Origin of the sequence: Demequina sp., from assembly GCF_047975725.1 — a bacterium.
In the GTDB taxonomy this organism is placed as follows: Bacteria; Actinomycetota; Actinomycetes; order Actinomycetales; family Demequinaceae; genus Demequina.
Genome location: NZ_JBKEED010000030.1, coordinates 91682 through 115490 on the forward strand (window position 1 = coordinate 91682; position 23809 = coordinate 115490).

Annotated in this window: 21 protein-coding genes; 11 read left to right on the plus strand and 10 right to left on the minus strand. The window is 68.7% G+C overall.

What is annotated here, in order from left to right:
* Nucleotides 1-76: 76 nt before the first annotated feature.
* The 6 genes from pntB to ACK5NO_RS10900 form a co-directional block, all read right to left on the minus strand.
* Nucleotides 77-1495, minus strand: a complete 1419-nt coding sequence (gene pntB / locus ACK5NO_RS10875; protein WP_416812697.1) for a Re/Si-specific NAD(P)(+) transhydrogenase subunit beta — start codon at nt 1493-1495, stop codon at nt 77-79.
* Between the two features lie 3 nt (nt 1496-1498).
* On the minus strand, nt 1499-3061 hold the full coding sequence (locus ACK5NO_RS10880) for a Re/Si-specific NAD(P)(+) transhydrogenase subunit alpha (RefSeq protein WP_416812698.1): 1563 nt from the start codon (nt 3059-3061) through the stop codon (nt 1499-1501).
* Nucleotides 3062-3254: 193 nt separating this feature from the next.
* A complete protein-coding gene (locus tag ACK5NO_RS10885; protein ID WP_416812699.1) occupies nt 3255-3653 on the minus strand; it encodes a heavy metal-responsive transcriptional regulator in 399 nt (132 codons plus the stop codon).
* Between the two features lie 225 nt (nt 3654-3878).
* Nucleotides 3879-5006 (minus strand): substrate-binding domain-containing protein, encoded by a 1128-nt coding sequence (locus ACK5NO_RS10890; RefSeq protein WP_416812700.1) that lies wholly within the window; start codon nt 5004-5006, stop codon nt 3879-3881.
* A complete protein-coding gene (mmsB, locus tag ACK5NO_RS10895) occupies nt 5003-6442 on the minus strand; it encodes a multiple monosaccharide ABC transporter permease (RefSeq protein ID WP_416812701.1) in 1440 nt (479 codons plus the stop codon). The genes ACK5NO_RS10890 and mmsB overlap by 4 nt, the downstream gene beginning before the upstream one ends.
* A gap of 76 nt (nt 6443-6518) precedes the next feature.
* A complete protein-coding gene (locus tag ACK5NO_RS10900) occupies nt 6519-8030 on the minus strand; it encodes an ATP-binding cassette domain-containing protein (protein ID WP_416812796.1) in 1512 nt (503 codons plus the stop codon).
* Nucleotides 8031-8366: 336 nt separating this feature from the next.
* Between ACK5NO_RS10900 and ACK5NO_RS10905 the strand changes: the two genes are divergently transcribed.
* The 4 genes from ACK5NO_RS10905 (at nt 8367) to ACK5NO_RS10920 (ending at nt 13668) form a co-directional block, all read left to right on the plus strand.
* Nucleotides 8367-9542, plus strand: a complete 1176-nt coding sequence (locus ACK5NO_RS10905; RefSeq protein WP_416812702.1) for an ROK family transcriptional regulator — start codon at nt 8367-8369, stop codon at nt 9540-9542.
* Nucleotides 9543-9555: 13 nt separating this feature from the next.
* Nucleotides 9556-10326 (plus strand): ATP-binding cassette domain-containing protein, encoded by a 771-nt coding sequence (locus ACK5NO_RS10910; protein WP_416812703.1) that lies wholly within the window; start codon nt 9556-9558, stop codon nt 10324-10326.
* A gap of 149 nt (nt 10327-10475) precedes the next feature.
* The gene (locus ACK5NO_RS10915; RefSeq protein ID WP_416812704.1) at nt 10476-11180 is read left to right on the plus strand and encodes an aspartate/glutamate racemase family protein; all 705 of its coding nucleotides are present in this window, start codon (nt 10476-10478) and stop codon (nt 11178-11180) included.
* Nucleotides 11181-11448: 268 nt separating this feature from the next.
* On the plus strand, nt 11449-13668 hold the full coding sequence (locus ACK5NO_RS10920; RefSeq protein ID WP_416812705.1) for a hypothetical protein: 2220 nt from the start codon (nt 11449-11451) through the stop codon (nt 13666-13668).
* Nucleotides 13669-13789: 121 nt separating this feature from the next.
* Here the strand turns inward: ACK5NO_RS10920 and ACK5NO_RS10925 are convergent, their stop codons facing one another.
* Both ACK5NO_RS10925 and ACK5NO_RS10930 read right to left on the minus strand, forming a co-directional pair.
* Nucleotides 13790-14785, minus strand: coding sequence for a GNAT family N-acetyltransferase (locus ACK5NO_RS10925; RefSeq protein ID WP_416812706.1), 996 nt, complete (start codon nt 14783-14785; stop codon nt 13790-13792).
* A gap of 197 nt (nt 14786-14982) precedes the next feature.
* Nucleotides 14983-16476, minus strand: a complete 1494-nt coding sequence (locus ACK5NO_RS10930; RefSeq protein WP_416812707.1) for a deoxyguanosinetriphosphate triphosphohydrolase family protein — start codon at nt 16474-16476, stop codon at nt 14983-14985.
* Nucleotides 16477-16529: 53 nt separating this feature from the next.
* Here ACK5NO_RS10930 and ACK5NO_RS10935 point away from each other — a divergent pair, with 53 nt between their 5' ends.
* Nucleotides 16530-17642, plus strand: a complete 1113-nt coding sequence (locus ACK5NO_RS10935) for an LLM class flavin-dependent oxidoreductase (RefSeq protein WP_416812708.1) — start codon at nt 16530-16532, stop codon at nt 17640-17642.
* On the opposite strand, the gene ACK5NO_RS10940 is transcribed toward ACK5NO_RS10935, so the two are convergent.
* Nucleotides 17624-18193 (minus strand): dihydrofolate reductase family protein, encoded by a 570-nt coding sequence (locus ACK5NO_RS10940; protein WP_416812709.1) that lies wholly within the window; start codon nt 18191-18193, stop codon nt 17624-17626. The two genes, ACK5NO_RS10935 and ACK5NO_RS10940, sit on opposite strands and share 19 nt — an antisense overlap.
* Nucleotides 18194-18291: 98 nt before the next feature.
* On the opposite strand from ACK5NO_RS10940, the gene ACK5NO_RS10945 reads away from it, so the two are divergent.
* A complete protein-coding gene (locus ACK5NO_RS10945) occupies nt 18292-18948 on the plus strand; it encodes a dihydrofolate reductase family protein (protein ID WP_416812710.1) in 657 nt (218 codons plus the stop codon).
* Between the two features lie 28 nt (nt 18949-18976).
* Here the strand turns inward: ACK5NO_RS10945 and ACK5NO_RS10950 are convergent, their stop codons facing one another.
* The gene (locus ACK5NO_RS10950; RefSeq protein ID WP_416812711.1) at nt 18977-20023 is read right to left on the minus strand and encodes an ASCH domain-containing protein; all 1047 of its coding nucleotides are present in this window, start codon (nt 20021-20023) and stop codon (nt 18977-18979) included.
* 48 nt (nt 20024-20071) lie between these two features.
* Here ACK5NO_RS10950 and ACK5NO_RS10955 point away from each other — a divergent pair, with 48 nt between their 5' ends.
* The 5 genes from ACK5NO_RS10955 (at nt 20072) to ACK5NO_RS10975 (ending at nt 23800) form a co-directional block, all read left to right on the plus strand.
* Nucleotides 20072-21046: a reductase gene (locus ACK5NO_RS10955; RefSeq protein WP_416812712.1), complete on the plus strand. Its 975-nt coding sequence runs from the start codon at nt 20072-20074 to the stop codon at nt 21044-21046.
* A gap of 150 nt (nt 21047-21196) precedes the next feature.
* Nucleotides 21197-21874 carry a hypothetical protein gene (locus ACK5NO_RS10960; RefSeq protein WP_416812713.1) on the plus strand — a complete coding sequence of 226 codons (678 nt, stop codon included), beginning with the start codon at nt 21197-21199 and terminating at the stop codon, nt 21872-21874.
* Nucleotides 21871-22170: a transcriptional regulator gene (locus ACK5NO_RS10965; protein WP_416812714.1), complete on the plus strand. Its 300-nt coding sequence runs from the start codon at nt 21871-21873 to the stop codon at nt 22168-22170. The genes ACK5NO_RS10960 and ACK5NO_RS10965 overlap by 4 nt, the downstream gene beginning before the upstream one ends.
* Nucleotides 22167-23048 (plus strand): ABC transporter ATP-binding protein, encoded by an 882-nt coding sequence (locus tag ACK5NO_RS10970; protein ID WP_416812715.1) that lies wholly within the window; start codon nt 22167-22169, stop codon nt 23046-23048. The genes ACK5NO_RS10965 and ACK5NO_RS10970 overlap by 4 nt, the downstream gene beginning before the upstream one ends.
* Nucleotides 23048-23800, plus strand: coding sequence for an ABC transporter permease (locus ACK5NO_RS10975; RefSeq protein WP_416812716.1), 753 nt, complete (start codon nt 23048-23050; stop codon nt 23798-23800). The genes ACK5NO_RS10970 and ACK5NO_RS10975 overlap by 1 nt, the downstream gene beginning before the upstream one ends.
* Nucleotides 23801-23809 lie beyond the last annotated feature (9 nt).

Below are 23809 nucleotides of genomic sequence, written 5' to 3' on the forward strand. Positions count from 1 at the left end.
TGGATCCATTTGACCGGGCGGGGCGGCAGCAAGACCCAGCAAATGGATCCATTTGACGGGAGGGGGGTGCAGGAGGCTACGCGTCGACCGTCTCCACGGCGGGCATTGCCGCAACGATCGCCTCGACCTGAGTCTTGGCGTCACCGAACAACATCGCGGTGTTCTCGCGGAAGAACAGCGGGTTCTGCACGCCCGCGTAGCCGGTGGCCATCGACCGCTTGAACACCACCACGTGACGGGCGTTCCACACCTCAAGCACGGGCATACCGGCGATGGGCGAGGACGGGTCGTCGAGCGCGGCCGGGTTCACGGTGTCGTTGGCACCGATCACGAGCACCACGTCGGTGTCGGGGAAGTCGTCGTTGATCTCGTCGAGTTCGAGCACGATGTCGTAGGGCACCCGGGCCTCGGCGAGCAGCACGTTCATGTGACCGGGCAGGCGTCCGGCCACGGGGTGCACCGCGAAGCGCACCTCGACGCCGCGGGAGCGCAGGCGGTTGACCAGTTCGGCCACGGGGTACTGGGCCTTGGCGACGGCCATGCCGTATCCGGGGGCGATCACGACGGAGCGTGCCTCGGACAGCAACTCGACGGTCTCGGCCACGTCCACCTCGGTGTGCGTGCCCTCGACAGCCCCAGCGCCGGAGCCGCCAGGGGTCGTACCGCCCTCGGCGCCAAAGCCACCCAGGATCACGGAGATGAACTGACGGTTCATCGCCTTGCACATGATGTAGGACAGGATCGCGCCGGACGAGCCCACGAGCGCACCCACCACGATCAGCAGGTTGTTGCTGAGCATGAAGCCCGCGGCAGCGGCGGCCCAGCCGGAGTACGAGTTGAGCATCGACACCACGACGGGCATGTCGCCGCCGCCGATGGCGGCGACCAGGTGCACGCCGATGGCGAGCGCGATGACGGTCATGATGGCCAGCGGCCATACGGACGGGGCGGCGATGAACCAGGCGCCCAGCGCCACGGAAGCCACCAGGCCGGCGAGGTTGAGCAGGTGACGCCCGGGCAGCATCAGCGGCGCGGACTTCATGCGTGCGGCGAGCTTGAGGTAGGCCACGATCGAGCCGGAGAACGTCACCGCACCGATGAACACGCCCAGGAACACCTCGATGAGGTGCATCGCGTCGTGCCCCTCGGTGAGGTACGAGTTGAACCCAATCAGCACCGCGGCGGCACCCACGAAGGAGTGCAGGATCGCAATCAGCTCGGGCATCTGCGTCATCTCAACCGAGCGCGCCCGCCACGTACCCACGAGCGAGCCAATCAGCAGCACGCCCACGATGAGCGCGGCCGTCACGCCCACGGGACGCTCCGAGCCTTCCAGCGCGAGCGCGATGGTCGCGACGATCGCGAGCGCCATGCCCGCCATGCCGAGCAGGTTGCCGCGGCGGGCCGTCTCCTGCTTGGACAGGCCGGCAAGCGACAGGATGAACATCACGGCGGCGATCAGGTACGCCACCTGGGCAACGGAGATCAGCGTCATGGCTCAGGCTCCCTTCTGGAACATGCCGAGCATGCGGTAGGTCACGAGGAAGCCACCGAACACGTTGACGGAGGCGACGGCTGCGGCCACGAAGGCCAGGACGGTCACGACGGTGCTGGACGACCCGAGCTGGAGTAGCGCGCCAATCAGGATGATGCCGCTGATCGCATTGGTCTGGCTCATGAGCGGGGTGTGCAGCGAGTGCGACACGTTCGAAATCACGTAGTAGCCCACGAAGACCGCGAGCACAAACACCGTGAACATCGCGAGGAAGGCGGGCGAGGAGAACGCGAGCGCCACCGCGAGCGCGCCTCCACCGATCAGCGTCAGCAGGTTGCGTCGGTTCTTCTTGGCCTTCTCCAGTGCGGCCGATGCGGCGGCAGCCTTGGCGGGGTCCACGGGCTCGGCAGTGGCTTGGGTAGGCGCCGCGGCGGGTGCGGCGGACACCTGCACCGCTGGCGGTGGCCACATCACGTCGCCGTGATGCGCGACCGTCATGCCGCGCACCACCTCGTCCTCGAAGTTGAGGACGGCCTGGCCATCCTTGTCCGGCGTGACGAGCTTAAGCAGGTTGACGATGTTCGTGCCGAGCAACTGCGAGGTGTGCTGCGGCATGCGGCTGGGCAGGTCGGTGTAGCCGATCACGGTGACGCCGCCCTCGGTGACGACGCTGTCGCCGGGGACGGTGAGTTCGCAGTTGCCGCCGCCGGAGGCGGCGAGGTCGACGATGACGGAGCCGGGGCGCATGGCCTCCACCGCATCGGCCGTGATGGTGATGGGAGCGGAACCGCGCACGAGTGCCGTGGTGACCACCACATCGGCCCTCGCGGCCTCTTGGGCGTACAACTCAAGCGTGAGGCGAGCCTGCTCGTCGGTCAGCGCGCTCGCGTAGCCGTCGGAGGAGACCTCCTGCTGCGCGGCGGGCAGCGGCACAAAGGTCGCACCCATGGACTCGATCTGTTCGGCGGCCTCGGGGCGCACGTCGAACGCGCGCACCTGGGCGCCGAGCGACACGGCCGCGCCGATCGCGGCGAGACCGGCGACGCCGCCGCCGATCACGAACACGTTGGCGGGGTTGGTCTTGCCAGCGGCCGTGACCTGACCGGCGAACATGCCGCCGTAGGCCTGCGCCGACTCGATCACGCCGCGGTAGCCCGAAACGTTGGACATGGTCGACAGCACGTCGAGGGCCTGCGCGCGCGAGATGCGCGGCACGGCGTCGAGCGCCAGTGCGGTGACGCCACGTTCGGCGAGCGCCGCGGTCAGCTCGGGCTTCGAGTGCGGAGCGAGGGGGCTGATGATGATCGCGCCGGGCGTGAGGAGGGCGATCTCCGTGTCGGTGGGAGCGTTGGGGCTCACGACGATGTCGCCGGCCCACGCCGCCTCGCGGTCGCCAATGGCGGCACCCGCGGCGACGTATGCCTCGTCGGGCAGGCTTGCGGCGGCGCCGGCACCCGTCTCGACGGTGACGTCATAGCCCAGCCTGATCAGCTGCTCCACGGTGCGGGGGGTGGCGGCGACAAGGCTGTCGCCCGCCAAAACCTGACTGGGGACTGTCACTCTCATGGTGGCGGGATTCCTCCGTCGTAAGTGTCGAACTCGCATGCGACCCCCGGTGCGCGGGGCTCAGAGCGCGCCACGGGGGTCGTTCTCTTTGAGGCTAGGGCAGATGGGCTGGCAGAGGAAGGGACGTATGTCCCTTACGCATCTGCCCAGGTAGGTCGGGTGAGCCTCAGCAGGGCCGATGCGCTCGCTGGGTTCAGGCCGGGCCCACCACCTGGCAGCGTTGGGCGTCGGTGCAGGTAGTGGGGTCGAGCGTGGCGGCGCGGCCTTGGAGCGCGAGCAACTCCGCTCGCGCGGACTCGAGGGAGGCGATTTGGGCCTCGATATCGGCGAGGTGGCGCTCGAGCAGAGCCGCGGTGTGCTCGCACGTGGCGCGGCCCTCGGCCTTCATGTCGAGGATGGTGCGCGACTGCGCGAGCGTGAGGCCTGCGGCCTGGGCGTCGCGAATGAACCGCAGGCGATCCACGCTGTCGGGGTCGTAGTCGCGGTAGCCGGAGGCGGTGCGCTCAGGCTCCTCGATGAGGCCGATCGACTCGTAGTAGCGAACGGTCTTGGCGCTTACTCCCGCGGTATCCGCGAGTTGTCCAATGCGCATCGGCCCTCCTGGTGACGTGGCGGTGAGGCGAAACCTTCCACCTCACTGTAACCCCCTCCCGTCAAATGGATCCATTTGGCCCGCGTACGGGGGTCGCCACCGGCGCCCAGCCTCCCCTCACGATGAAAATGGATCCATTTGACGGGGAGGCGGGTGGGAGACTGGGCACGCCGCGGCCCCCGGAACCTGCATCGTTCCGGGGGCCGCGGTGTTGAGTGGGGACGATCAGCCCTCGGTGAGCGGCCCGAGCGTCGGGTCGTTCGCGTAGACCTCGGCAGCGTTCTCCTGGGTCACGATCTTGGGCTCGAGCAGGTACGCCGGCACCACCTTCACGCCGTTGTCGTACTGCTCGGTGTCGTTGACGGGGATCTCGCCGCATGCGGCCAGTGCCTCGACGGACGCGATGGTCTGAGCCACCAGTTCACGGGTGTCCTTGTAGATGGTGGAGTACTGTTCACCAGCAACGATGGACTTGACCGACTCCACCTCGGAGTCCTGTCCCGTGATGACGGGGGTGTCCTTGCCCGCCTGGTCCACGGACGTCAGCGCCGCGCGAGCCAGGGTGTCGTTGGGCGAGAGCACGCCGTGCAGCTCGGTGTCACCCGAGTACGAGCCCGACAGGATGGTGTCCATGCGGGTCTGCGCGTTCTGGGCCTGCCAACCCGCCGTGGCCGCCTGCTCGAACGTGGTCTGTCCAGACACGACCGTCAGGGTGCCGTCGTCGATCTTGGGCTGGAGCACACTCATGGCGCCCTCGAAGAACGGGATCGAGTTGGCGTCGTCCGCCGAGCCCGCGATGAGCTCGATGTTGTACGGCCCCTCGCCCTTACGCTCGGCGAGGCCCTGCAGCAGCGCCTCCCCCTGAAGGACGCCCACCTGGAAGTTGTCGAACGCGATGTACGCGTCCACTGCCTCGGTGTTCTTGACCAAGCGGTCGTAGGCGATGATCGTCGCGCCTGCGTCAGCGGCGGTCTCAAGCTGGGAACCCAGCTGCGAACCGTCGATGGCGCCCACCACGATCACCTGGGCGTCCTGCTCGACCATGGCCGAGATCTGGTTCTGCTGCTCCGTCACACCGGAGTTGCCGAACTGGACGATGGGGTTGAAGCCGGCCTCGGTGAGGCCGTCGTTGAAGAGCTCCTCCGCGAGAACCCAGTTCTCCGAGGTCTTCTGGGGCAGAGCGACACCGATGGTGGCGCCCTCCTCGATGCAGACCCCTCCGTCAGCGGTGGGGCTGCCCGTGGCACCGGTGGTGGACCCAGGGTCCTCGCCACCGCGATCAGTGGAGCATCCGGCGAGCAGCATCGCGCCCGCGGCCGCGAACACGGCCACTCCCTTGAAGGTGTTGCTCATCTCTCTTGGTTTCCTTCCCGCGCATTCCGCGTTGAATGCGACGTCTCTGGTGGTGGCGGATACTCGGCGGCGCCGGGATCTGCCCCATGGGTAGCCGTGCTCTGGTCCTGGTGGGCGCCCACGACGCCCGCGGCCGAGGAACCGCCGCCCGGCACGACAGCCTGTGCGGCCCCTGCCGTCGCGCCTGCCATCGCGAGCGCCGGCTGGCCTCCGTCGGGCAGCTCGCCCGGCTTGGGCGGCCTGCGGAACAGCAGACCCGTAATAGACGGGCGGCCCTGCGACTTGTTCCACACGTCGAAGGCGACGGCTGCCAGGAGCACAAGGCCCTTGATGATCTGGGTGCGGTCGGAGCCCACGCCCATCAGTTGCAGGCCGTTGTTGAGGGTCGCCATGACCAGGCCACCGATGATCGACCCGGTCACGGTGCCGATGCCGCCGGTCACCGCCGCGCCACCGATAAAGACGGCGGCGATCGCGTCGAGCTCCCACATGGTGCCGTCAAACGGACCAGAGGCTCGCGAGCGGCCAATGAACATCATGCCCGCGAAGGCCGCGAGTACGGACATGTTGGCCATCACAAAGAAGTAGGTGCGCTTGGTCGATACGCCCGACAGTGCGGCCGCGGCACGGTTGCCACCGACCGCGTACACGTGGCGACCGAGCTTCGTACGCTGGGTGACGATGTGATAAATCACCACGAGCGCCACCAGGATCACACCTGGGATGGGGAACGAGGTGCCCTCACGTCCCGTGCCAAACAGGTAGGTCGCGTAGGAGATCACGGCAATCAGCAGTCCGGCGCGGATGGCCGCCACGTAGATGGGGTCGGGCTCGAAGCCCACCCGGGCGGCACGGCGGCGCTTGCTGATTTCGCGCCAGATCACATAGGCGCACGCGAGGATGCCCAGCAGCAGCGTGGGGTTGTTGAACCCCGTATTAGGCCCTATCTCCGGCAGGTACCCGCCGCCCATGCGCTGGAACTCCTCGGGCACGGGCACCGAGTTGGACTTGCCGATGAACTGGTTGAGGCCGCGGAAGATCATCATGCCGGCGAGGGTCGTGATGAAGCCTGGAATGCCAACATAGGCCACCCACGTGCCTTGCCAGGTACCGATCGCAGCGCCGACGGCGAGGCCCAGCAACAGGCCCACCCACCAGGGGATGCCCCAGTCTCTGAGGGCAATCGCGACGATGATGCCCGTCACGGCCGCGACAGATCCCACGGACAAGTCGATATGCCCGACCACGATCACCATGACCATGCCGATCGCGAGGATCAGCACGTACGAGTTGCCGTTGATCAGGTTCATCATGTTCGACGAGGTCAGGACCTTGCCGCCCGTGGCTATCTGGAAGAACACGATCAGCGCGACGAGTGCTCCAAGCATGGAGAACTGCCGGATGTCGCCTCCGAAGATGCTTCTCAGTGACTTCATTGTCTGGTGCTTCCTTCTGAGTGTGGTGCTGGTGGTGAGTGGTCGACAGGTGAGGGTCGGGGCGGCGCTGGCCCGCTCAGGCCCTCGAGCTGGTGGTGGTCATGAGCCTCATGAGGCTCTCCTGGTCTGCCTGGGCTGCGGGCAGTTCTCCCGTGATGCGGCCCTCGCACACGGTGTAGATGCGGTCGCACATCCCGAGCAGTTCGGGCAGTTCGGAGGAGATCAGCAGCACGCCCTTGCCGTCGTCGGCAAGCTTGTTGATGAGCGTGTAGATCTCGTATTTGGCGCCCACGTCGATGCCACGGGTGGGCTCGTCGAGAATGAGCATCTCTGGCTCGGTGAACATCCACTTGCCCAGCACGACCTTCTGCTGGTTGCCGCCCGACAGGGTGGCGACGCCGCGGTTGACGTCCGGGGTCTTGATGCGCAGCGACTGGCGGTAGCGCTCGGCCGCCTGGTACTCGAGGTTCTCGTCGAGCAAGAACCGCGGCGTGATGCGGCTCAGGTCCGCCGACACGATGGTGTCGCGAATCGAGTCCAACAGGTTCAGCCCGTGCGTCTTGCGGTCCTCCGGCACGTACGCGAGCCCGTGCTTGATGGCCGATTCGACCGTGGGCAGGTGGACTTCCTGACCGCCGATGCGCACTCGCCCCGAGCGGTACAGGCCAAATGATCGCCCAAAGACTGAGCGCGCCAGCTCCGTACGACCAGCACCCATCACCCCGGCGAAGCCGACGATTTCCCCTCGCCGCACTGTGAATGACGATCCACTCGCGAGCATGCGGCCAGGGATGTTGGGGTCCTCCACGGTCCACCCGTCGACCTCGAGCAGGACCTCGCCAATGCTCGCGTCGCGCGCCGGGTACCGGGCTTCGAGGGAGCGGCCGACCATGCCGCGAATGATGCGGTCCTCGTCAATGCCGCCTGCCGCGTCGAGCCGTTCGATGGTGCGGCCGTCGCGGATGATGGTCACCGCATCGGCTACGGCTTCGATCTCGTTGAGCTTGTGGCTGATCATGATCGAGGTCATGCCCTTGCCCTTGAACCCCCTCAGCAAGTCCAAGAGGTTGGCGGAATCGTCCTCGTTGAGCGCGCTGGTGGGCTCGTCGAGGATGAGCAGGCGCACGTCCTTGGACAGCGCCTTGGCAATCTCGACCAGCTGCTGCTGGCCCACCCCGAGGTTCTTGATAGGCGTACGCGGGTCAATCTCAAGCCCCACGCGGGCGAGCAGTTCGAGGGTGCGCACCCGAGCCTCATCCCAGTTGATGAGCAGGCGTCCCGTGACCTCGTTGCCCAGGAAGATGTTCTCCATCACCGACAGTTCGGGGATGAGGGCGAGTTCCTGGTGGATGATGACGATCCCGGCTCGCTCGGAGGCCTTGAGGTCCTTGAACTCGACCGCTTCGCCTTCGAACACGATCTCGCCGGTGTAGGTGCCGTGGGGGTAGACGCCGGACAGCACCTTCATGAGGGTCGACTTGCCGGCCCCGTTCTCGCCGCAGATGGCGTGGATCTCGCCGGCCCTGACGGTGAGGTCAACTCGGTCGAGCGCCTTGACCCCAGGGAACTCCTTGGTGATCTGGCGCATCTCGAGCGTGATGTGCGTGCTGCTCACTGCTACTCCACTTCGTTGTGCAGAAGACTCGTGCGAGGGCTTGCCCCGACACTTCCCGACGCTACGAGCGTCCATCCTTGTCGTCAAGACTCAAACGCAAGCGTTACCAATCTGTGACAGTTTGAGAACTCAAGCCAGCGGGAGGCGCCTTTTTGCCGTTTCTTACGCCCCGCATCGGCCCTCCCGAAGCCAAAATCGTGCGAATCGCCCCCCTCGCGACTGAATTCAACCCCAATCTCCCCCCTTCTTGGGTTCGATGCGTAAACTCAAAGCGCATCGGCCCCTTGCGCTCGTCTGTACTATCGGGCCATGGCGACGATGCGAGGGGCAGCTGGGTCTCAGTCGTCCCTGCGCGAAGCCAACAGCCAGCGACTGCTCGACGCGGTGCGCCGGTTCGGGTCCATCACCCAAGTCGAGCTCGCCCAGGCGACCGGACTGTCCCCCGCGACGGTGTCGACGATCGTCAAGCAGCTGCTCGAGGCCGGGGTGGTCGAGACTCGTCACACCATTCGGTCGGGCCGGCGCGCACAACTGGTGACGATCGCCCACCGCGCGGGCCTGCTCATCGCGTTGCTCGTGGGCGAACGCTCGATGCGCGTGACCATCTCCGACTCGTCCTTCGACATCCTCGAACAGCGCACCTTGCCGCTGCCGGCCGACCACCGTCACGACACCACGCTGGACCGCGCCGCGTTGCTTATTGCGGAACTCGTCGAGGGGCTGGGCTCCACCCTCGAGGAGGTCAACGCCGTCGGCGTGGGCATCCCCGCACCCGTTGACCCTGAAACCGGCATGATCTCCGTGGCCGGCATCCTGCGCGGATGGGAGGAGATCCCCATCGGGCAGGTACTCGAACGCAGGATCGGCGCCCCCATTGCCGTGGACAACGACGCCAACCTTGGCGCGCTCGGAGAGCTGCGCTCCGGCGCGGGACGCGGCGTCGACAACCTCCTCTATATCCGCGCGTCGTACGGAGTGGGCGGCGGGGTCGTCGTGGGAGGCACGCTGCAACGGGGCTTCCGCGGCCTCACGGGCGAACTTGGCCACACCCTCGTCGACCCCCAGGGCTCGATCTGCCGCTGCGGCTCGCGCGGGTGCCTTAATACGGTGTGCGGCGCGCAGGCGCTCGTGGACTCGCTGCGCCACTCGCGCGGCAGCCTGACCCTCACCGACGTCCTCACCCTTGCCGACCAGGGCGACCCCGGCAGCCAGCAGGTCATCATGGACGCGGGCGCGGCCATCGGCTCGGCGACCGCCAATGCCGCGGTCACGCTCGGCCCGAGCCTGATCCTCGTAGGCGGCGAGCTCGCGCTCGCCGGGGCACTCGTGATCGAGCCGATGCGTGAAGCCGTCCGCAGGCGCGTGCCCCTCGGGCAGGGCACGGCCTTGGAGGTGCGGCCGGCTCAACTGGGACTTGAGGCGGAACAGTACGGGGCGCTGGCCGCGGCCGCCGACCTCGCCCATGCGACCGCGGGGGCGGCGTGACATGACGGAATCGATGGCAATCACGGAGGTGCCCATGGCCAGCGCGCCGCTGCTGCAGGCTCACGGGATCAGCAAGTTCTTTGGGGCGGTTCAGGCGCTCGTCGACGTCGACCTCGAGGTCGACTCGCACCAAGTGGTCGCGCTCGTCGGCGACAACGCCGCAGGCAAGTCCACCCTCGCGAGAGTGATCGCCGGGGTGCACGCTCCCGACACGGGCGTGGTGCGCATTGGCGGGGAGCCCGTGCGGACCTTCACCACCAAGGCCGCACGCGACAACGGCGTGGCCACGGTCTTCCAGGAGCTCGCCCTCGCGGAGAACCTCGACGTCACCGCCAATATCTTCCTGGGACAGGAGCTGCCCGGGCGGGGGCTGCTCGACGAGGAGGCCATGGAGGGCATGGCGCGCCAGTTCCTCAAGGACCTCAACGCGCGCATCCCGTCGCCCCGCACCCCCGTGGCCAACCTCACCGCCGGTCAGCGCCAGTGCGTCGCGATCGCGCGCACACTCGTGGGCAAGCCGCGCATCATCGTGCTCGACGAGCCCACGTCGTCGCTGTCCGTCACCCAGACAGCCGAGGTCCTCACGCACATCGAGCAGTTGCGCGCTATGGGCCTGGCCGTCGTGATCATCTCCCACAACCTCACGGACATCCGCGCGGTGGCGGACCGCATCGAGGTGCTGCGCCACGGCCGCAACAACGGCTCGTTCATCGCAGCGGAGACTCCCTACGAGGACATCATCGCGGCGATCACGGGCGCCCCGCGCTCGGGCCGCCTCCCCTAACCCGTCAAATGGATCCATTTTCTTGGTCTCAACTCCCCCACCCTCCTGTCAAATGGATCCATTTTCCTCGTCAGGGAGGGCCGATGCGGGGGCCAGCACCGCACTCCGTGGCCCTCGCGCCTCTCCCGTGAGCGCCGTAGCCTGAGCAGATGCGCACTGAACCTCGCCGCCTTGGCCTGCTCGGAGGAATCACCTGGCACAGCTCGCTCGAGTTCGAGCGGATGCTCAACGAGGGCGTCAACGCCGCACTCGGAGGCTCGTCGGCCGCCGATCTGCTGGTGCGCAGTTACAACTTCCAGCAGATCGCCGACGCGCAGGCAGCGGGCGACTGGGACGGGCTGGGCGCCACCTTCGCTGCCGACGCCCGCGCGCTCCAAGCAGCCGGAGCAGAGGCGATTTTGATCTGCGCCAACACCATGCACAAGGTCGCGCCTGCCGTAGCGCAGGCCATCGACGTACCGCTCATCCACATGCTCGACGCCACCGCGGACGCGATTGAGGCCGCTGGCCTCGACACCGTCGCGCTCCTGGGCACCGGGTACACGATGCGCGACCCCTTCTATCGCGACCACATGGCGGCGCGCGGCATCACCACCGTGGTGCCGGACGAGCCCGTGCTCGGCGAGGTCCACGAACTGATCTACGGCTCGCTCGCTCGCGGCGTGATCCCCGAGGGCGCGCCTGCCTGGATCCGTGGCGTCTACGACGACCTCAAGGACAAGGGCGCCCAGGGAGTGATCTCCGGCTGCACCGAGATCCCCATGGTGCTCACGGCACAAGATGTCGACGAGCCGTATTTTGACTCGCTTGGTCTACACGTGCAGGCCGCCCTCGCCTTCGCCCTCGGGCAGTAGCGCTCGGGCAGTAGCCCTCGCGACCCGTGGGGCCCGTGGGGCCCGCGTGACCCGTGGACGGTGCTGTACGCCGCTGGCGTCGGTGCCATCGTCGGGTGGTTCTGGGTGCGCCGGCGCAGAACCCCCAAACCCCCATATACCTCGCCCTTCACCGCCTCGAGCAGCCAGTGGACTTCTTCACACCAGAGTGTCGCCGCCCACACCACAGCGGGCACACTGACGCCAGAGGAGTGCAAGGCCCCAGGGACGGGGCAGCTGAGGCGGGGGCATGGCAACGCAAGCGCGCGGGGACAATCACGCGCGCCCTGAGGGGACCCGAGGGGCGTGTGCGGAGCGCGCCCAGATTGCGGCAGCGCGCATCGTCGCTTACGACTTCCCCGACCGCACTCCCGCCGAGCGGGCGGCGATGCTGCGCCGCATTGGCCTCACGCGCATCGTGTGGGATTGGCGCGAGGAGCATGTGCTGCGCTTCGAGGCGGAGATGGACGCGCTTGCCACCGCTGGCATCGATGTGGTGGGCCTGTGGTGCCCCATGCCGTTGGCCGATGCGGGCGCACCCGACGCCGACGCCGGGCTTGGCCTGGTGGACCCTCACGTGCGCGTCCAGATTGAGCAACTGCATGAGCGCGGCCTCAGGCCGGACCTGTGGACGTGCGTCGAGTTTGGCCAAGAGGGCACCCCTGCACGGCTTGCCCCACGGATCCAGCGCGCCAGGGTGCGCCGGGTTGCCGACCACCTCGAGCCCCTGGTGAGGCTCGCCCGCGAGCACGACATGTGTGTGGCGCTCACCAATCACTTGGGCTGGTTTGGCGAGCCAGAAAACCAGGTCGACGTCATCGACGAGCTCGCCTCGCGCGGCCTGCACAACGTCGGTATCGCCTTCCAATTGCAGCACGCCCACCACGCGGCACATCGGTTTGCTGAGTTGCTCGCCGCCATGCAGCCGCACCTGATCGCCGTCGCGCTGTCCGGCATGGACGCCGATGCGATTCAGACGGGCCGCAAAATCCTCCCTTGGGGCGCGGGCCGGCTCGATCGTAAGCTCGCGCACGTGCTCATGGCCTCGGGCTGGGAGGGCCAGATCGCCGTCCAGGGCCACAGCGCCGACGACGCCGAGCCACGCCTACTCGACAGTCTCGAGGGCATCGAGTGGATGCTTGACCGCTGGCAGTCGGTGCGTCACCCCCGCCCCGTCCCGCGCATCGCGACGCCGGCATGGCCCGAGCCGACCGGCTTCGCCGGCCCCTCCATGGGCGCATCGATGCTGAGCCGTCGCCTACGTCGGCGCCTGGTCGAGGCCGGTGAGATGGCGCCCACCCTCGCGCGCGTGCGCACGTCGCCGCCCGAGCCTGCACCCATCACGCTCCCGCCCCGCCGCACCGATGCGCGCCTTCCCTCCCGCAGGGCCGATGCGCCCGCGGCCCCCACCGCCCCCACACCTCCCGCAGTGTTCACCAGCGATGACGCGCCTGCGCCGCGCCGCTCCCGCGGCGGCGCCGCCGGCGCGTTGGCCGCGATTCACGCGGCGCGCGCCCAGTTCGCCACGGAGGGCACGCCAGCGGCGACGCCCCCGCCCAGCCGGCGCACGAGTCGACCGGCCGCCGCCCGGCCAGCCCGCGCATCGGCCCTGCAGGGCAATGCCCTGTCGCCCATGACGGCCGCGAGCGCGAGTGGGCCGGTGTACACCCCCGCGAATGGCACCAGCACGGCCCCGCTGCCGCTCAGGATTTCGCGACGCGAGGTCTCCCACGAGGCGCCCGACCCATACTCGGGCGCGATTCACGCGCTGCTGACGCACCTGGAGTCGGTGGGGTTCACGGGCGCGCCGCGCAGTTTCGGGTGGGACGCGCAGGGGCGGCATCTGGTCGAGTGGGTGGACGGCATCCGCGCCGACCACCCCGATGCGCCGCAAGAGGCGCTCGACCCCGCGCGCATCGGCGCTTTCATGCGGGACATGCACGACGCCTTGTCGCACTTTGAGCCGCCGTCGGACGCGCAGTGGTTCGACGGTCTCGCCGGGCCGGGCGGTGACCTGATCGTGCACCAGGATCTCGCGCCCTCCAACCTGGTGGTCGCCACCGACGGCAGGCTTATCGCGATCGACTGGGATGCGGCGGCGCCGGGCACCCGGCTGTGGGACATCGCCTACGCGATTCACGCGTTCGCGCCGCTGCACGGCGAGGGGTTCGACATCGCGTCGCAGGCGGAGCGTATGCGTGCCTTCGCGGACGGGTACGGGCTCGACGACGCCGAACGCGAGCGCCTGCTGCCGCTGTTGTCGCTGCGCTCGGAGCGCATGCACGACTACCTCGCGCAGATGCGCGCCACGGGCAAGTCGCCGTGGCTCGAGTTGTGGGAGCGCGGCGTGGGCGAGGTGTGGCAGGCCGATGCGCGGTGGATCCGCGACCACGAACCTGCGTGGCGCGCGGCCCTCCTCCCCCTCTCCCTCTCCCACCCCCTCTCCCCGTCAAATGGATCCATTTGCTGAGAAAACGGCGCCTCCCCTCCCGTCAAATGGATCCATTTGGCTCGCGAAGCGGGGGTCGGGCGGGATGGCTGGCGCCCGGATGGTGAAAATGGATCCATTTGACGGGTGAGGGCGGTGGCGGTTAGGCCCAGTCCGCCTGCTCAAGCACCTCCGCAGCGACCTCGAGCCGGTCGCGGTCGCCGGCGTTGTCGACCACCACGTCGTCGAGGTCGAGCCCACGCAAGATCCCGTCGAGTTCGACGGTGCGCGCGTGCGCGAACTCCTGCCAGTAGCCCTCGGGCTCCCGTGCAGTAAGCCGCGCGATCCGCACCTCCTGAGGAGCGTCAACCCGAGCGATCGTCACCTCGGCGACCCCCGCATCGGCGCTGGAAAAGGCCGTCCCGTAGCGCTCTCGGTCCGTAGCATCCTCGACCACCCGAGGGACCACCATGAGCCCGATCCCGCGCCGGCGGTAGTGGGGCGCGATCGACGCGAGGTTGTCGAACAGCAGGCCCTGGAGGAACGGATCGTCGTGCGGACGCGGCGTGGCCTGGCACAGAAAGTCGGCGTCGACGTAGCCCGCGTGGGCCCCCGCGTCGCGCAGCAGATCGTGGATCGCCGCCGCGACGGTGGTCTTGCCCGCGCCCATCGTGCCGTTGATCACGAGCACACGCGTGGGCAGCGGGCGCGCGTAGCAGCGCGAGTCGGGCTCATCGCGATACTCGCCGTACGGGGCCATGGGCTTCCAGCCGATCGACTCGTACAGCGCCATCGCCTCGGGCTGCTCGGTGCCGGTTTCGAGGATGAGCCGGGTCGCGCCCGCCCGGTGAGAGGCCTTTTCGGCCACGCCCATCATCACGCGCGCATAGCCGCGTCCTCGGTGCGCGGGGTCCACCCAGAGTCGCTTGAGTTCGACATCGCCGGGGCCGGTCTCCTCGTACGGCGCCCAGCGCGCGACGATCGACGCCACCGCGAGCCCATCCTCGGTGTAGCCCACCCACGACCCGATGAGCGTGGGGAAGGACGTCTCAAGCACCAGTTCGGGGTCGTCGTAGCGCTCGGCGAGGTCGCGCTCCTGCGCGCTCCACAGGGCGTGGGCGTCCACGTCGTCGGGCGCCACACGGCGAACGGTCAGCATGGGGAGATTCTAAGGACGGCCGATGCGCTCGCTGGGCGGGCAACGCCCATCGCCTCTCCCTCCTCCCAGCCCCGTCTCCCAGCCCAGTCCCCCAGCCCCGTCCCCCCAGCCCCGTCTCCCGTCAAATGGATCCATTTGCTCGGGGATGCGGGCGCCGAGACGATGAAAATGGATCCATTTGACGGGGAAGAGGGAGGTTAGACGCCTTGGCCCGCGTCCCACAGGCGCTCGGTGCGGCCCGCGAGCATCGCGTCCAGGTGCGTGGCCTGCGCGTCCGTGAGCGAGGCGACGTAGTCGATGATGCCGCGTCCCGTCGCGCGCCGCCTGATCTCGTGCTCGTCAACCGTGGGCAGCAGCTGCGGCTGCTCGTGCAGGATCGTCAGGTAGTCATCCGTGGACATGTCGACCAGGTCCAACAGCCTGCGCGGTGCACGCCTAGCGTCGTGGGAATCATCAAGCCAGGCCGCGAAGCCGTCCACCAGGCGCTCGATGAGACCGGCCTGTCCGCGCTGGTAAACAGCCAAGTCGGGACGATCAAGGATGAAGCGCTGATGCAGGAACTTCAGCACCGCGACCTCATGCCAGGCCTGGCGATTGAGCATCACGTGGCCCGAGCGGTGAGCCGGTTCCGCGTGCACCTCGACCGAGGATTGCAGGTGACGGATCCATTCCGTGGTGAAGCGGGCGAGCGAGCGGTCAGCGGCCAGTGAACCGTCGAACGGCACCGTGAGAAGCCCCTCGACCACTTCGTCAGTGACCTTGGCCACCGCATCGTCGAAGGCGTCGGCATCGGCAATCCACGGGTCCCGGTCCACCAGGCGGCGCCACAGCAACTCAAGCGAGTGGCCCGGCGAGCGCGCAGTGTCGCGCAGGGTCGCGGTGTCGAGGGCGCGCAGGTCGGCCAGTTCGCGGCGCCACTCGCGGAACTCCCCCGCAATGGTGGCCTGATTCAGCAGCCCCGCCCGGTAGAAGTCGTCGAGATCGTGCAGCGAGTACGCGATGTCGTCGGCGATGTCCATGACGGAGCATTCGAGCGTCTGCTGACCCTCCGCGATGCGGGGGTAGGCGCTCAAGGCATCACGCGCATCGGCCACGTCGACCACGTACATCGAGAACTTGTGGCTCGCGCCGCCGCGGCGCTCGCCGCCCTCGCCGCGCAGCCACGGGTACTTGAGCACGGCGGCGCGCACGGCGCGGGTGAGGTTGAGCCCCACGCCGGCGGTGTCGTGCTCGTCGAGCCGGGTGAGGATCCGGTACGTCTGCGCGTTGCCCTCGAAGCCCTCGCGCAGGCGGAACCGGTCACGTGCCAGGCGGTCGAGCGCACGCTCACCCAGGTGTCCGAACGGCGGGTGGCCCACGTCGTGGGCGCTCGCCGCCGCCTGCACCACGACGGGGTCGCAGCCGCCGAGGTCCGCCACCAGCGCCCCCATGGGACCTGTGTCACGGTGCAGGTGCATCGCGATCGCACGTGCCACGGCCGCGACCTTGACCGAGTGCGTCAAGCGGTTGTGCACCGCGAGACCAGCGCCGGTCTGTGAAATCACCTGGGTGACGGCGGACAGTCGCGAGAAGTACGGCGAGAAGCGGATGCGCTCGACGTCCACCCGAAAGTGCGGGTTGCGTTCGGCGAGCTGGAACTCGTCCAGTTCCTCGTGCGCGCGGCGGACGGTACGCGGATCTGCATCTGTCATGCGCTCCATCTTTGCGCATGGAATCCCCCGGCCGCACGGGTCGTTGACGTGCCGTGATCAACATTGGCTTCCTCAGCTTCGGCTGGTTCTCCGCCGCTCCGGGCTCGAAGGTCCGCACCGCGAGCGACCTGATGCACGACACCATCGCGCTGGCTGAGGCCGCCGAGGATGCCGGCATGGACGGCGCGTGGATCCGCGTGCATCACTTCGAGCAGAACACCTCATCGCCCTTCCCGCTGCTCGCCGCGATGGGCGCGCGCACCAGCCGCGTCGAGCTGGGCACTGGCGTCATCAACATGCGCTACGAAAACCCCCTCTACATGGCGGAGGCCGCCGCGACCGCGGACCTCATCAGCGACGGCAGGCTGCAACTCGGCGTTTCCAGGGGAAGCCCCGAGCCCGCCGCCGACGGCCCCGGCGAGTTCGGCTACCCCCTGCCCGTGGGCAAACTCCCCGTCGAGGACGCCGCCGAGCGCATCGCCAAGTTCCGCGAGGCGATCTCCGGGGCAGGCATCGCGCTGCCAGGCGCCCGCGCCCACGGCATCCCCGGCCAGCGCCTCCCCATCCAGCCGCAGTCCCCGGGCCTCACCGAGCGCATTTGGTACGGCGCGGGCGGCGAGGAGTCCGCCCGCAAGGTGGGCGAGCTGGGCATGAACCTCATGTCGTCGACGCTGGTCGAGGGCGGCACGGGCGAGCCCCTGGGCGACATTCAGGCCCGCCAGATCGCCGCCTTCCGCGAGGCGTGGGACGCTGCGGGCCACCAAGGCACCCCGCGCGTGTCCATCTCGCGATCGATCATGCCGATCATCGACGACGAGACCCGCATGTACTTTGGCACCACGCTCGAGCGGGACCGCATGGGCGCCAACCGCGACCAGGTGGGCGAGATCGACAACTTTGTCGCGACGTTCGGCAAGACGTACGTGGGCGACCTCGACAAGATCGAGGCCGAGCTCAGGGACGATGGGGCGGTCCAGTCAGCGGATACCGTCCTGGTCACGATTCCCAACCAGCTGGGCGCGGACTTCAACCACCGCACCTTCTTCGCCCTCAAGGAGCTGCGCGAACGGCTGGGCGACGCTCATACGGGGCCCGCACCCGCATCGGCGCTGCGAGGAGTGGCCCTGCCACGAGGGCTAGGCGACGCTCACCGCACCACGCGGTAGCGCAGGAACACCGTCCCCGACTCGAAGATGCGGCTCTCGACCAGTTCGAGGTCCTCGCGGCGGCCGTCGTGCGCGAAGAACGGGGTACCGCCGCCCACCAGCACTGGGTCGACGAACACCTGGTACTCGTCAATGAGGCCCAACGTAGCGGCCTGATGCGCGAGGTCGGCACCGCCAATCGCGATGTCGCCGTAGGCGGCGCGACCCTCCGCCAGCAGCCGCTCGATCTCCTCGGCCAAGCCAAGGGTCGCGAGCCGCGCGGGGGCCTCCACCGCCGTCAGCGTCCTCGAGAACACCACCTTGGGCAGCGGGTTCCACAACGACGCCCATTCCCGCTCGGCGGCGTCGAAACCCTCGACGTTTTCAGGCTGCGACCAGTAGAGCATCGTCTCGTGCAGGCGCCGTCCCATCAGGTGCACGCCCACGCGCTTGATCTCCTCGATGTGGAACGCGAACACCTCGGGCGACGGCTCCGACCAGTCGAAGCGTCCCTCGCCATCCATGACATAGCCGTCGAGGGACATGCCCATCGAGTACGTAACGCGACGCATTCTCACCAGCCTCCTCACCTCGTTCTCGATGCTACGGCGACCGCGCGTGCCATGCTGGGCGAAGGGCGGTGCTGTCCGAACGGACCGAGGAGGAACCCATGACCCGCGTGCGCGTGGATCTGAACATCTCGCTCGACGGCTTCGCGACCACGACCGACCAGACGCCCGAGAACCCCTTTGGCGACGACTGGGGCCGCCTCACCGCGGACTATGTGGCGACGCGCACCTTCCGCGAGCGCGTGCTGCACCTGACCGACGGTTCTGGCACCACCGGCGTGGACGACAACTACGCCGCGCGCTACTTCGAGGACGTGGGCGCGGAGATCATGGGTGCCGGGATGTTCGGCCTGCACGCCCACGGCGACGATCCCGACTGGCGCGGCTGGTGGGGCGACGAGCCGCCGTTCCGTTGCCCAGTGTTGGTGCTGACGCACACGCCACGGCCGCCCATCGAGTTCGCCAACGGTACGTCCTTCGAGTTCGTGAGCACCACCCCGGCCGATGCGCTGGCTCGGGCCCGCTCACTCGCCGCCGGTGCGGACGTGCGGGTGGGCGGCGGCGCGAGCACCGTACGGAGCTTCCTCGCGGCCGGGCTCGTGGACAGCCTGCACGTGGCCGTGGTGCCCATCCTGTTGGGCCGCGGGATTCGACTCTGGGACGACCTGCGCGGCTTTGAGGCGGGCTATCGCATCACGTCGGAATCGGCGCCCAGCGGCGTCACGCACCTCACCTTCGAGCGCGAGGACGGCTGGTAGCAGGGCCGATGCGCCGGCTGGCATCCGCTCACACGAATCCCAGGTAGGGGCCCTCCTTGTCGGGCTCGACGATGCGGAACGCCTGGGTGAGGCCTGAACCGCGAAGCAGATCCGCCTGTGCGGCCCAGCGCTCGGCGGTCACGAACGCGACCGTGGCCCATCCCCACTCCTGCGCAAACCACGCGCGCAGATGCTCGAGCAGGCGCGCGTCGAGCCCCTCGTCCGGGCGCGCACCGGTGGTCCAGAAGTAGATCACCGCGTCGACGTCCTCCCACGCCAGGTCGGCCTGCGCGGTGACCTCGGAGCGCGCGAGGAACGCCGCACTCGTCGGGAACAGGTAAACACAGCCCAGGCACTCGGTGTCGGAGGGGTCCGCGACGGTGAAGGTGTACGCGATCTCTCGGCGGTGACGCTCCTCGAGCCCGCGCAGATCCTCCCGATTGCCTTCAACCGTGAAGTCCTCTTCCGGCCAACCGGTCTGCTCCCACAGCAGCAAGCCCTCCCGGGTGGCGACGACGGCCTCGAAGTCGCGTGGCGCATCGGCCTCAAGAAGGGGCCGCAGCAGCAGGCGCGGCGTGCGCAGCTCAGCCGGGACGGGGCCTTGAGCTGGCCCGAACGCGCGCGGGAACAGCACCCGGAACCGCTCGCAGATCACCGGCATGTCCGGCTCGTAGCCGCGCGGGCTGTCGGAGTGCTCGCGCCAGTACCGCTCGTGCACGGCGCGCCAATGCGCCAGGGTGCGGTCACCCTCGCCCTCGGCGGCCGCGTGCTCCGCGTCCACCTGGTCGAAGGGCACGATCTCGATGGCCGTGGTCTCGAGCACCGCGCGCGGCTCGCCCGCCCCATCGAGGATGATGCTGAGGTCTCCCACCTCGGGGACCTTCTCGCCGGCGTGCTCGTAGTCCCACAGGGACGATGCGGTGCCCGTCTTGATCCCTTCCAGCACCAGGGCGAGCAGCTCGTCCGCATGGTCCGGGGTCGCGCCGAACGCCCACACTTCGGGCAGCTCCGCAGGCAACCCGGGGTTGTCCGCGCGGCGCGCGGCCCAGAACTCGGCAACGGCGGCAGTGGTCACGTGGCCCGACCCTACCCGTCGCCGCGGCGCTTGCGGTTGACTGGGCTCATGAGGCGAGTGCTGGTCTTGGGTGGAACGGCGTGGCTGGGGCGCACGATCGCCGCGCGGGCGGCGTCCTCCGGCGCGCAGGTGACGTGCCTGGCACGGGGCTCTTCGGGGCAAGTGCCGGAGGGTGCCACGTGGGTGCGCGCCGACCGCAGTTCCCCAGGGGCCTACGACGCACTCGACGGCGACTGGGACGAGGTCATCGAGATCGCCTACGAACCCGACCTGGTCACCGGCGCGCTCGACGCGCTCACGCCCCGCGCCGCCCACTGGACGCTGATCTCGAGCGTGTCCGTGTACGCGGACAACTCCGTGCCGTTCGAGGATGAGTCCGCCACGCTCGTCGAGCCCACCGACCTCACCCAGTACCCCGACGCGAAGGTCGCCGCCGAGCGCGCTACCCGCGAGCGCATCGGCGATCGGTTGCTCATCGCCCGACCAGGGCTGATCGTGGGCGCCGGGGACCCGAGTGACCGCCTGGGGTACTGGCCAGCGCGACTTGCCCTCGCATCGGCCGGGAGCGATGCCGTGCTTGCGCCCACCCTGGAAGGGCGGCACGCGCAAGTGATCGACGTTGAGGATCTGGCGGCGTGGGTGGTGCGGGCTGGCGCTGCTGCGGCCACGGGGGCGGTGAACGCCGTGGGCGCGGTGCACACGCTCGGGGACGTGCTGGAGGCGGCCGCGCGGGTGGCGGAGTTCTCTGGCCGGTGGGCGCACGCCGACGACGACGCGCTGCTCGCGGCCGATGTGCGCTACTGGGCCGGGCCGCGCTCGCTGCCACTGTGGCTTCCCGCCGACCATGGCGGCTTCATGCGGCGCTCGGGTGCGCGGTACCTTGAGCTGGGCGGGACGCTGACGCCGCTTAAGGAGACGCTCGAGCGTCTGCTGGCCGATGAGCGTGGGCGGGGGCTCGACAGGCCGCGCCGCTCGGGGCTCACCCGCGCCGAGGAACTCGAGGCGCTCGCGACCCTCCCCTGACCCACTCTTTTCCGTCAAATGGATCCATTTGGTCGGAGAGGCGGCGCCCTCGTCCGGTCAAATGGATCCATTTGACGGGACGGAGACTCTCACAAGTCAAGAAAATGGATCCATTTGACGGGGTGAGGTTTGTGTTACAAACTACTTTGCATGACGAGCCCTCGCGACACTGACGCCGACGCACCCGAGCCAGCCGACGCATCGGCCGCCCAGATGCTCGCCCTCATGCGCGACCAGCGTCGCAGCGTGCGCGTACGCCTCGACCACCGCTTCACGGTGCTGCTGGCGGTGTGGGCGGTCGTGTGGTGCGTGGGGTTCGGGGCGCTGTGGAGCGGCGAGAACATCGGAGGCAACACGGCCTTCCGCATCCCGGAGGCGGCCGCGTGGATCGTGTTCGGCTGCCTGATGGTGGTGGGCATCGTGTGGTCTATCGTGACCGGAATCCTGAGCGGGCGTCACTTCAGGGGCGGCTCGCGGCTGTCGGGGATGCTCTACGGCTGGTCGTGGAGCGTGTCGATGACGGGCGCTGGGCTCTTCACGGCCGGCCTGCAACGCGCGGGACTCACCGACGAGCTCGCGGCGCTGCTGTACCCGGGCCTGTTCGTGAGCCTCGTGGGCGTGCTGTACCTGACGGGAGCCGCCCTCGAACGCTCCCCGGCCTTGTTCGCACTCGGCTGCGCCATGATCGCCATCGTCGTGGTCGCGACCTTCGTGGGAAGTCCCACGCACTACCTGCTGTACGCGACCGCGGGCCCCGTCGCAATGGTCACCGTGGCGGCCTTGCAGGCGCGCGGCGTGCTGCCCGCCGCGACCGAGGACCCCGCATGAGCGACCTCGACCCCGTCATCCACGCCCCGGCCCGGCTGCGGATCATGACGACCCTGGATGAGGCCCTCGCCGACGGCGACCAGGTCACGTTCCCCGGCCTGCAGAAGTTGCTCGGCATGACCGCAGGCAACCTCACCACTCACCTCGCCAAGCTCGAGGCCGCAGGCTACGTCGACATCTCCAAGACCTTCGCTGGCCGCAAGCCAGTCACGTATATCGCCCTCACCCACGAGGGCAGGGGGGCGTTCCGCTCCTATCGCCACGCACTGCTCGATCTCCTGGGAGGACACGCATGACCGCTCTGCTCACTGCGCGCGAGCTCACCAAGCACTACGGCGACGTCGCCGCGCTCGCCGGCGTCGACATCGACATTCGCGCTGGCGAATGTGTGGGGCTGTTGGGCCCCAACGGCGCGGGCAAGACCACGCTGCTATCGCTGGCGCAAGGCCTGAGGCGCCCCACGAGCGGTCAGGTGCGACTGTTCGGCGGCGACCCGCTCGACCCTGCATCGCGGGTGGCATTGGGCTCCACCCCGCAGGCCACCGCGCTGCCCGAGTCCCTCAAGGTGGGCGAGGTGCTGGACTTCATTGCCGCGCATTTCCCCGACCCAGCGCCCCGCGAGCGGATTGTCGAGGAGTTCGACCTGGGACCGCTGCTGCGCAAGCAGTGCGGGTCCCTTTCTGGTGGACAGCAACGGCGGGTTGCGGTCGCGCTGGCCTTCGTGGGCAACCCCCAACTGGTGCTGCTCGACGAGCCCACCACCGGGCTCGACGTCGACGCCAGGCGCTCGCTGTGGGACGCCGTGCGCGCCCGCCATGCCGATGGCTGCGCGGTGGTGGTCACGAGCCACCATCTCGAGGAGATCGAACAGCTCGCGCAGCGCGTGATCGTCATCGACGACGGCCGTGTCCGGGCGGACGATGCGCTGGCCACCATCGTGTCCAACGTCGCCAGGCGACGGGTCACCCTCACCGGGGTGGCACCCGAGCGGATCGTCGCCTTGGATCCCAGTGCGGCGGTGACCGTCGACGGCGCCACCGTGGAGGCCGTGGTGGCCGATGCCGATGCGCTCGTGCGGGCATTGGTCGCGGCCGGCGAGCCGTTTGCCGACCTCACCGTCCGCGGGGCCACGCTCGAAGAGGCCTTCCTCGCGCTCACCAAGGAGACCGTCTGATGTCCACTGCGCAACTGATGTTCGTCCACACCCGCTACAACCTGGTCGAAACGGCCCGGGTGCCGATCGCCGTCATCGGATCGCTGGTGTTCCCCACCCTGGCGTTCTGCCTCTTTGTGCTGCCCCAGTCATACGTGACTGAGGACCCGCAGATGGCCACCGCATCGGTCGCTTCGATGGTGGTGTTTGCTTTCATGTCGGCGGGATTGTTCTCGATTGGTATCGACCTCGCCGAGCAGCGTGCCAAACCCTGGGTGCCCTTCATCCGCACGCTGCCCGCCAAGCCCAGCGTGCGCATCGGCGGGTTGCTGCTGGCGACCGTCGCCATCGCCGTGCTCGCGATGGTGCCGCTACTCGTGGTGGGCGCATTGTTCACGGCGGCCGCGCCCACGGCCGGGCAGTTGGTGGCCGCGATGGCGCTCGCGATCCTCACCTCGGCGCCGTCGATGCTCATCGGAGTGATCATCGGCACGCTGTCGGGACCCAAGGCCGCGATCGCCGTCACACAGGTGGCGATGTTCCTGCTGGCCTTTGGCGGCGGCCTGTTCCTGCCCCCGCAGATGTTCGCGCCGTGGCTCGACAGCGCGTCGTCGTTCTTGCCGGTGCGTCAGGCGCGCGAGATCGTCGTGGGCACCGCCACGGGTGGCGCCGTCCCGTGGTGGGCAGTGCTCGGCATCATCGCGTGGACGCTCGTGCTCGGCGCCCTGGCCGTGTGGCTGTACCGCCGCGACGAGGGCCGCCGCTACCGCTGAGTGACGGCC

Bases quoted from the DNA above. Each gene is read 5' to 3' on its own strand.
- pntB (WP_416812697.1), bottom strand. From the start codon at position 1,495: ATGACGCTGATCTCCGTTGCCCAGGTGGCGTACCTGATCGCCGCCGTG.
- ACK5NO_RS10880 (WP_416812698.1), bottom strand. From the start codon at position 3,061: ATGAGAGTGACAGTCCCCAGTCAGGTTTTGGCGGGCGACAGCCTTGTC.
- ACK5NO_RS10885 (WP_416812699.1), bottom strand. From the start codon at position 3,653: ATGCGCATTGGACAACTCGCGGATACCGCGGGAGTAAGCGCCAAGACC.
- ACK5NO_RS10890 (WP_416812700.1), bottom strand. From the start codon at position 5,006: ATGAGCAACACCTTCAAGGGAGTGGCCGTGTTCGCGGCCGCGGGCGCG.
- mmsB (WP_416812701.1), bottom strand. From the start codon at position 6,442: ATGAAGTCACTGAGAAGCATCTTCGGAGGCGACATCCGGCAGTTCTCC.
- ACK5NO_RS10900 (WP_416812796.1), bottom strand. From the start codon at position 8,030: ATGCGCCAGATCACCAAGGAGTTCCCTGGGGTCAAGGCGCTCGACCGA.
- ACK5NO_RS10905 (WP_416812702.1), top strand. From the start codon at position 8,367: ATGGCGACGATGCGAGGGGCAGCTGGGTCTCAGTCGTCCCTGCGCGAA.
- ACK5NO_RS10910 (WP_416812703.1), top strand. From the start codon at position 9,556: ATGGCAATCACGGAGGTGCCCATGGCCAGCGCGCCGCTGCTGCAGGCT.
- ACK5NO_RS10915 (WP_416812704.1), top strand. From the start codon at position 10,476: ATGCGCACTGAACCTCGCCGCCTTGGCCTGCTCGGAGGAATCACCTGG.
- ACK5NO_RS10920 (WP_416812705.1), top strand. From the start codon at position 11,449: ATGGCAACGCAAGCGCGCGGGGACAATCACGCGCGCCCTGAGGGGACC.
- ACK5NO_RS10925 (WP_416812706.1), bottom strand. From the start codon at position 14,785: ATGCTGACCGTTCGCCGTGTGGCGCCCGACGACGTGGACGCCCACGCC.
- ACK5NO_RS10930 (WP_416812707.1), bottom strand. From the start codon at position 16,476: ATGACAGATGCAGATCCGCGTACCGTCCGCCGCGCGCACGAGGAACTG.
- ACK5NO_RS10940 (WP_416812709.1), bottom strand. From the start codon at position 18,193: ATGCGTCGCGTTACGTACTCGATGGGCATGTCCCTCGACGGCTATGTC.
- ACK5NO_RS10945 (WP_416812710.1), top strand. From the start codon at position 18,292: ATGACCCGCGTGCGCGTGGATCTGAACATCTCGCTCGACGGCTTCGCG.
- ACK5NO_RS10955 (WP_416812712.1), top strand. From the start codon at position 20,072: ATGAGGCGAGTGCTGGTCTTGGGTGGAACGGCGTGGCTGGGGCGCACG.
- ACK5NO_RS10960 (WP_416812713.1), top strand. From the start codon at position 21,197: ATGACGAGCCCTCGCGACACTGACGCCGACGCACCCGAGCCAGCCGAC.
- ACK5NO_RS10965 (WP_416812714.1), top strand. From the start codon at position 21,871: ATGAGCGACCTCGACCCCGTCATCCACGCCCCGGCCCGGCTGCGGATC.
- ACK5NO_RS10970 (WP_416812715.1), top strand. From the start codon at position 22,167: ATGACCGCTCTGCTCACTGCGCGCGAGCTCACCAAGCACTACGGCGAC.
- ACK5NO_RS10975 (WP_416812716.1), top strand. From the start codon at position 23,048: ATGTCCACTGCGCAACTGATGTTCGTCCACACCCGCTACAACCTGGTC.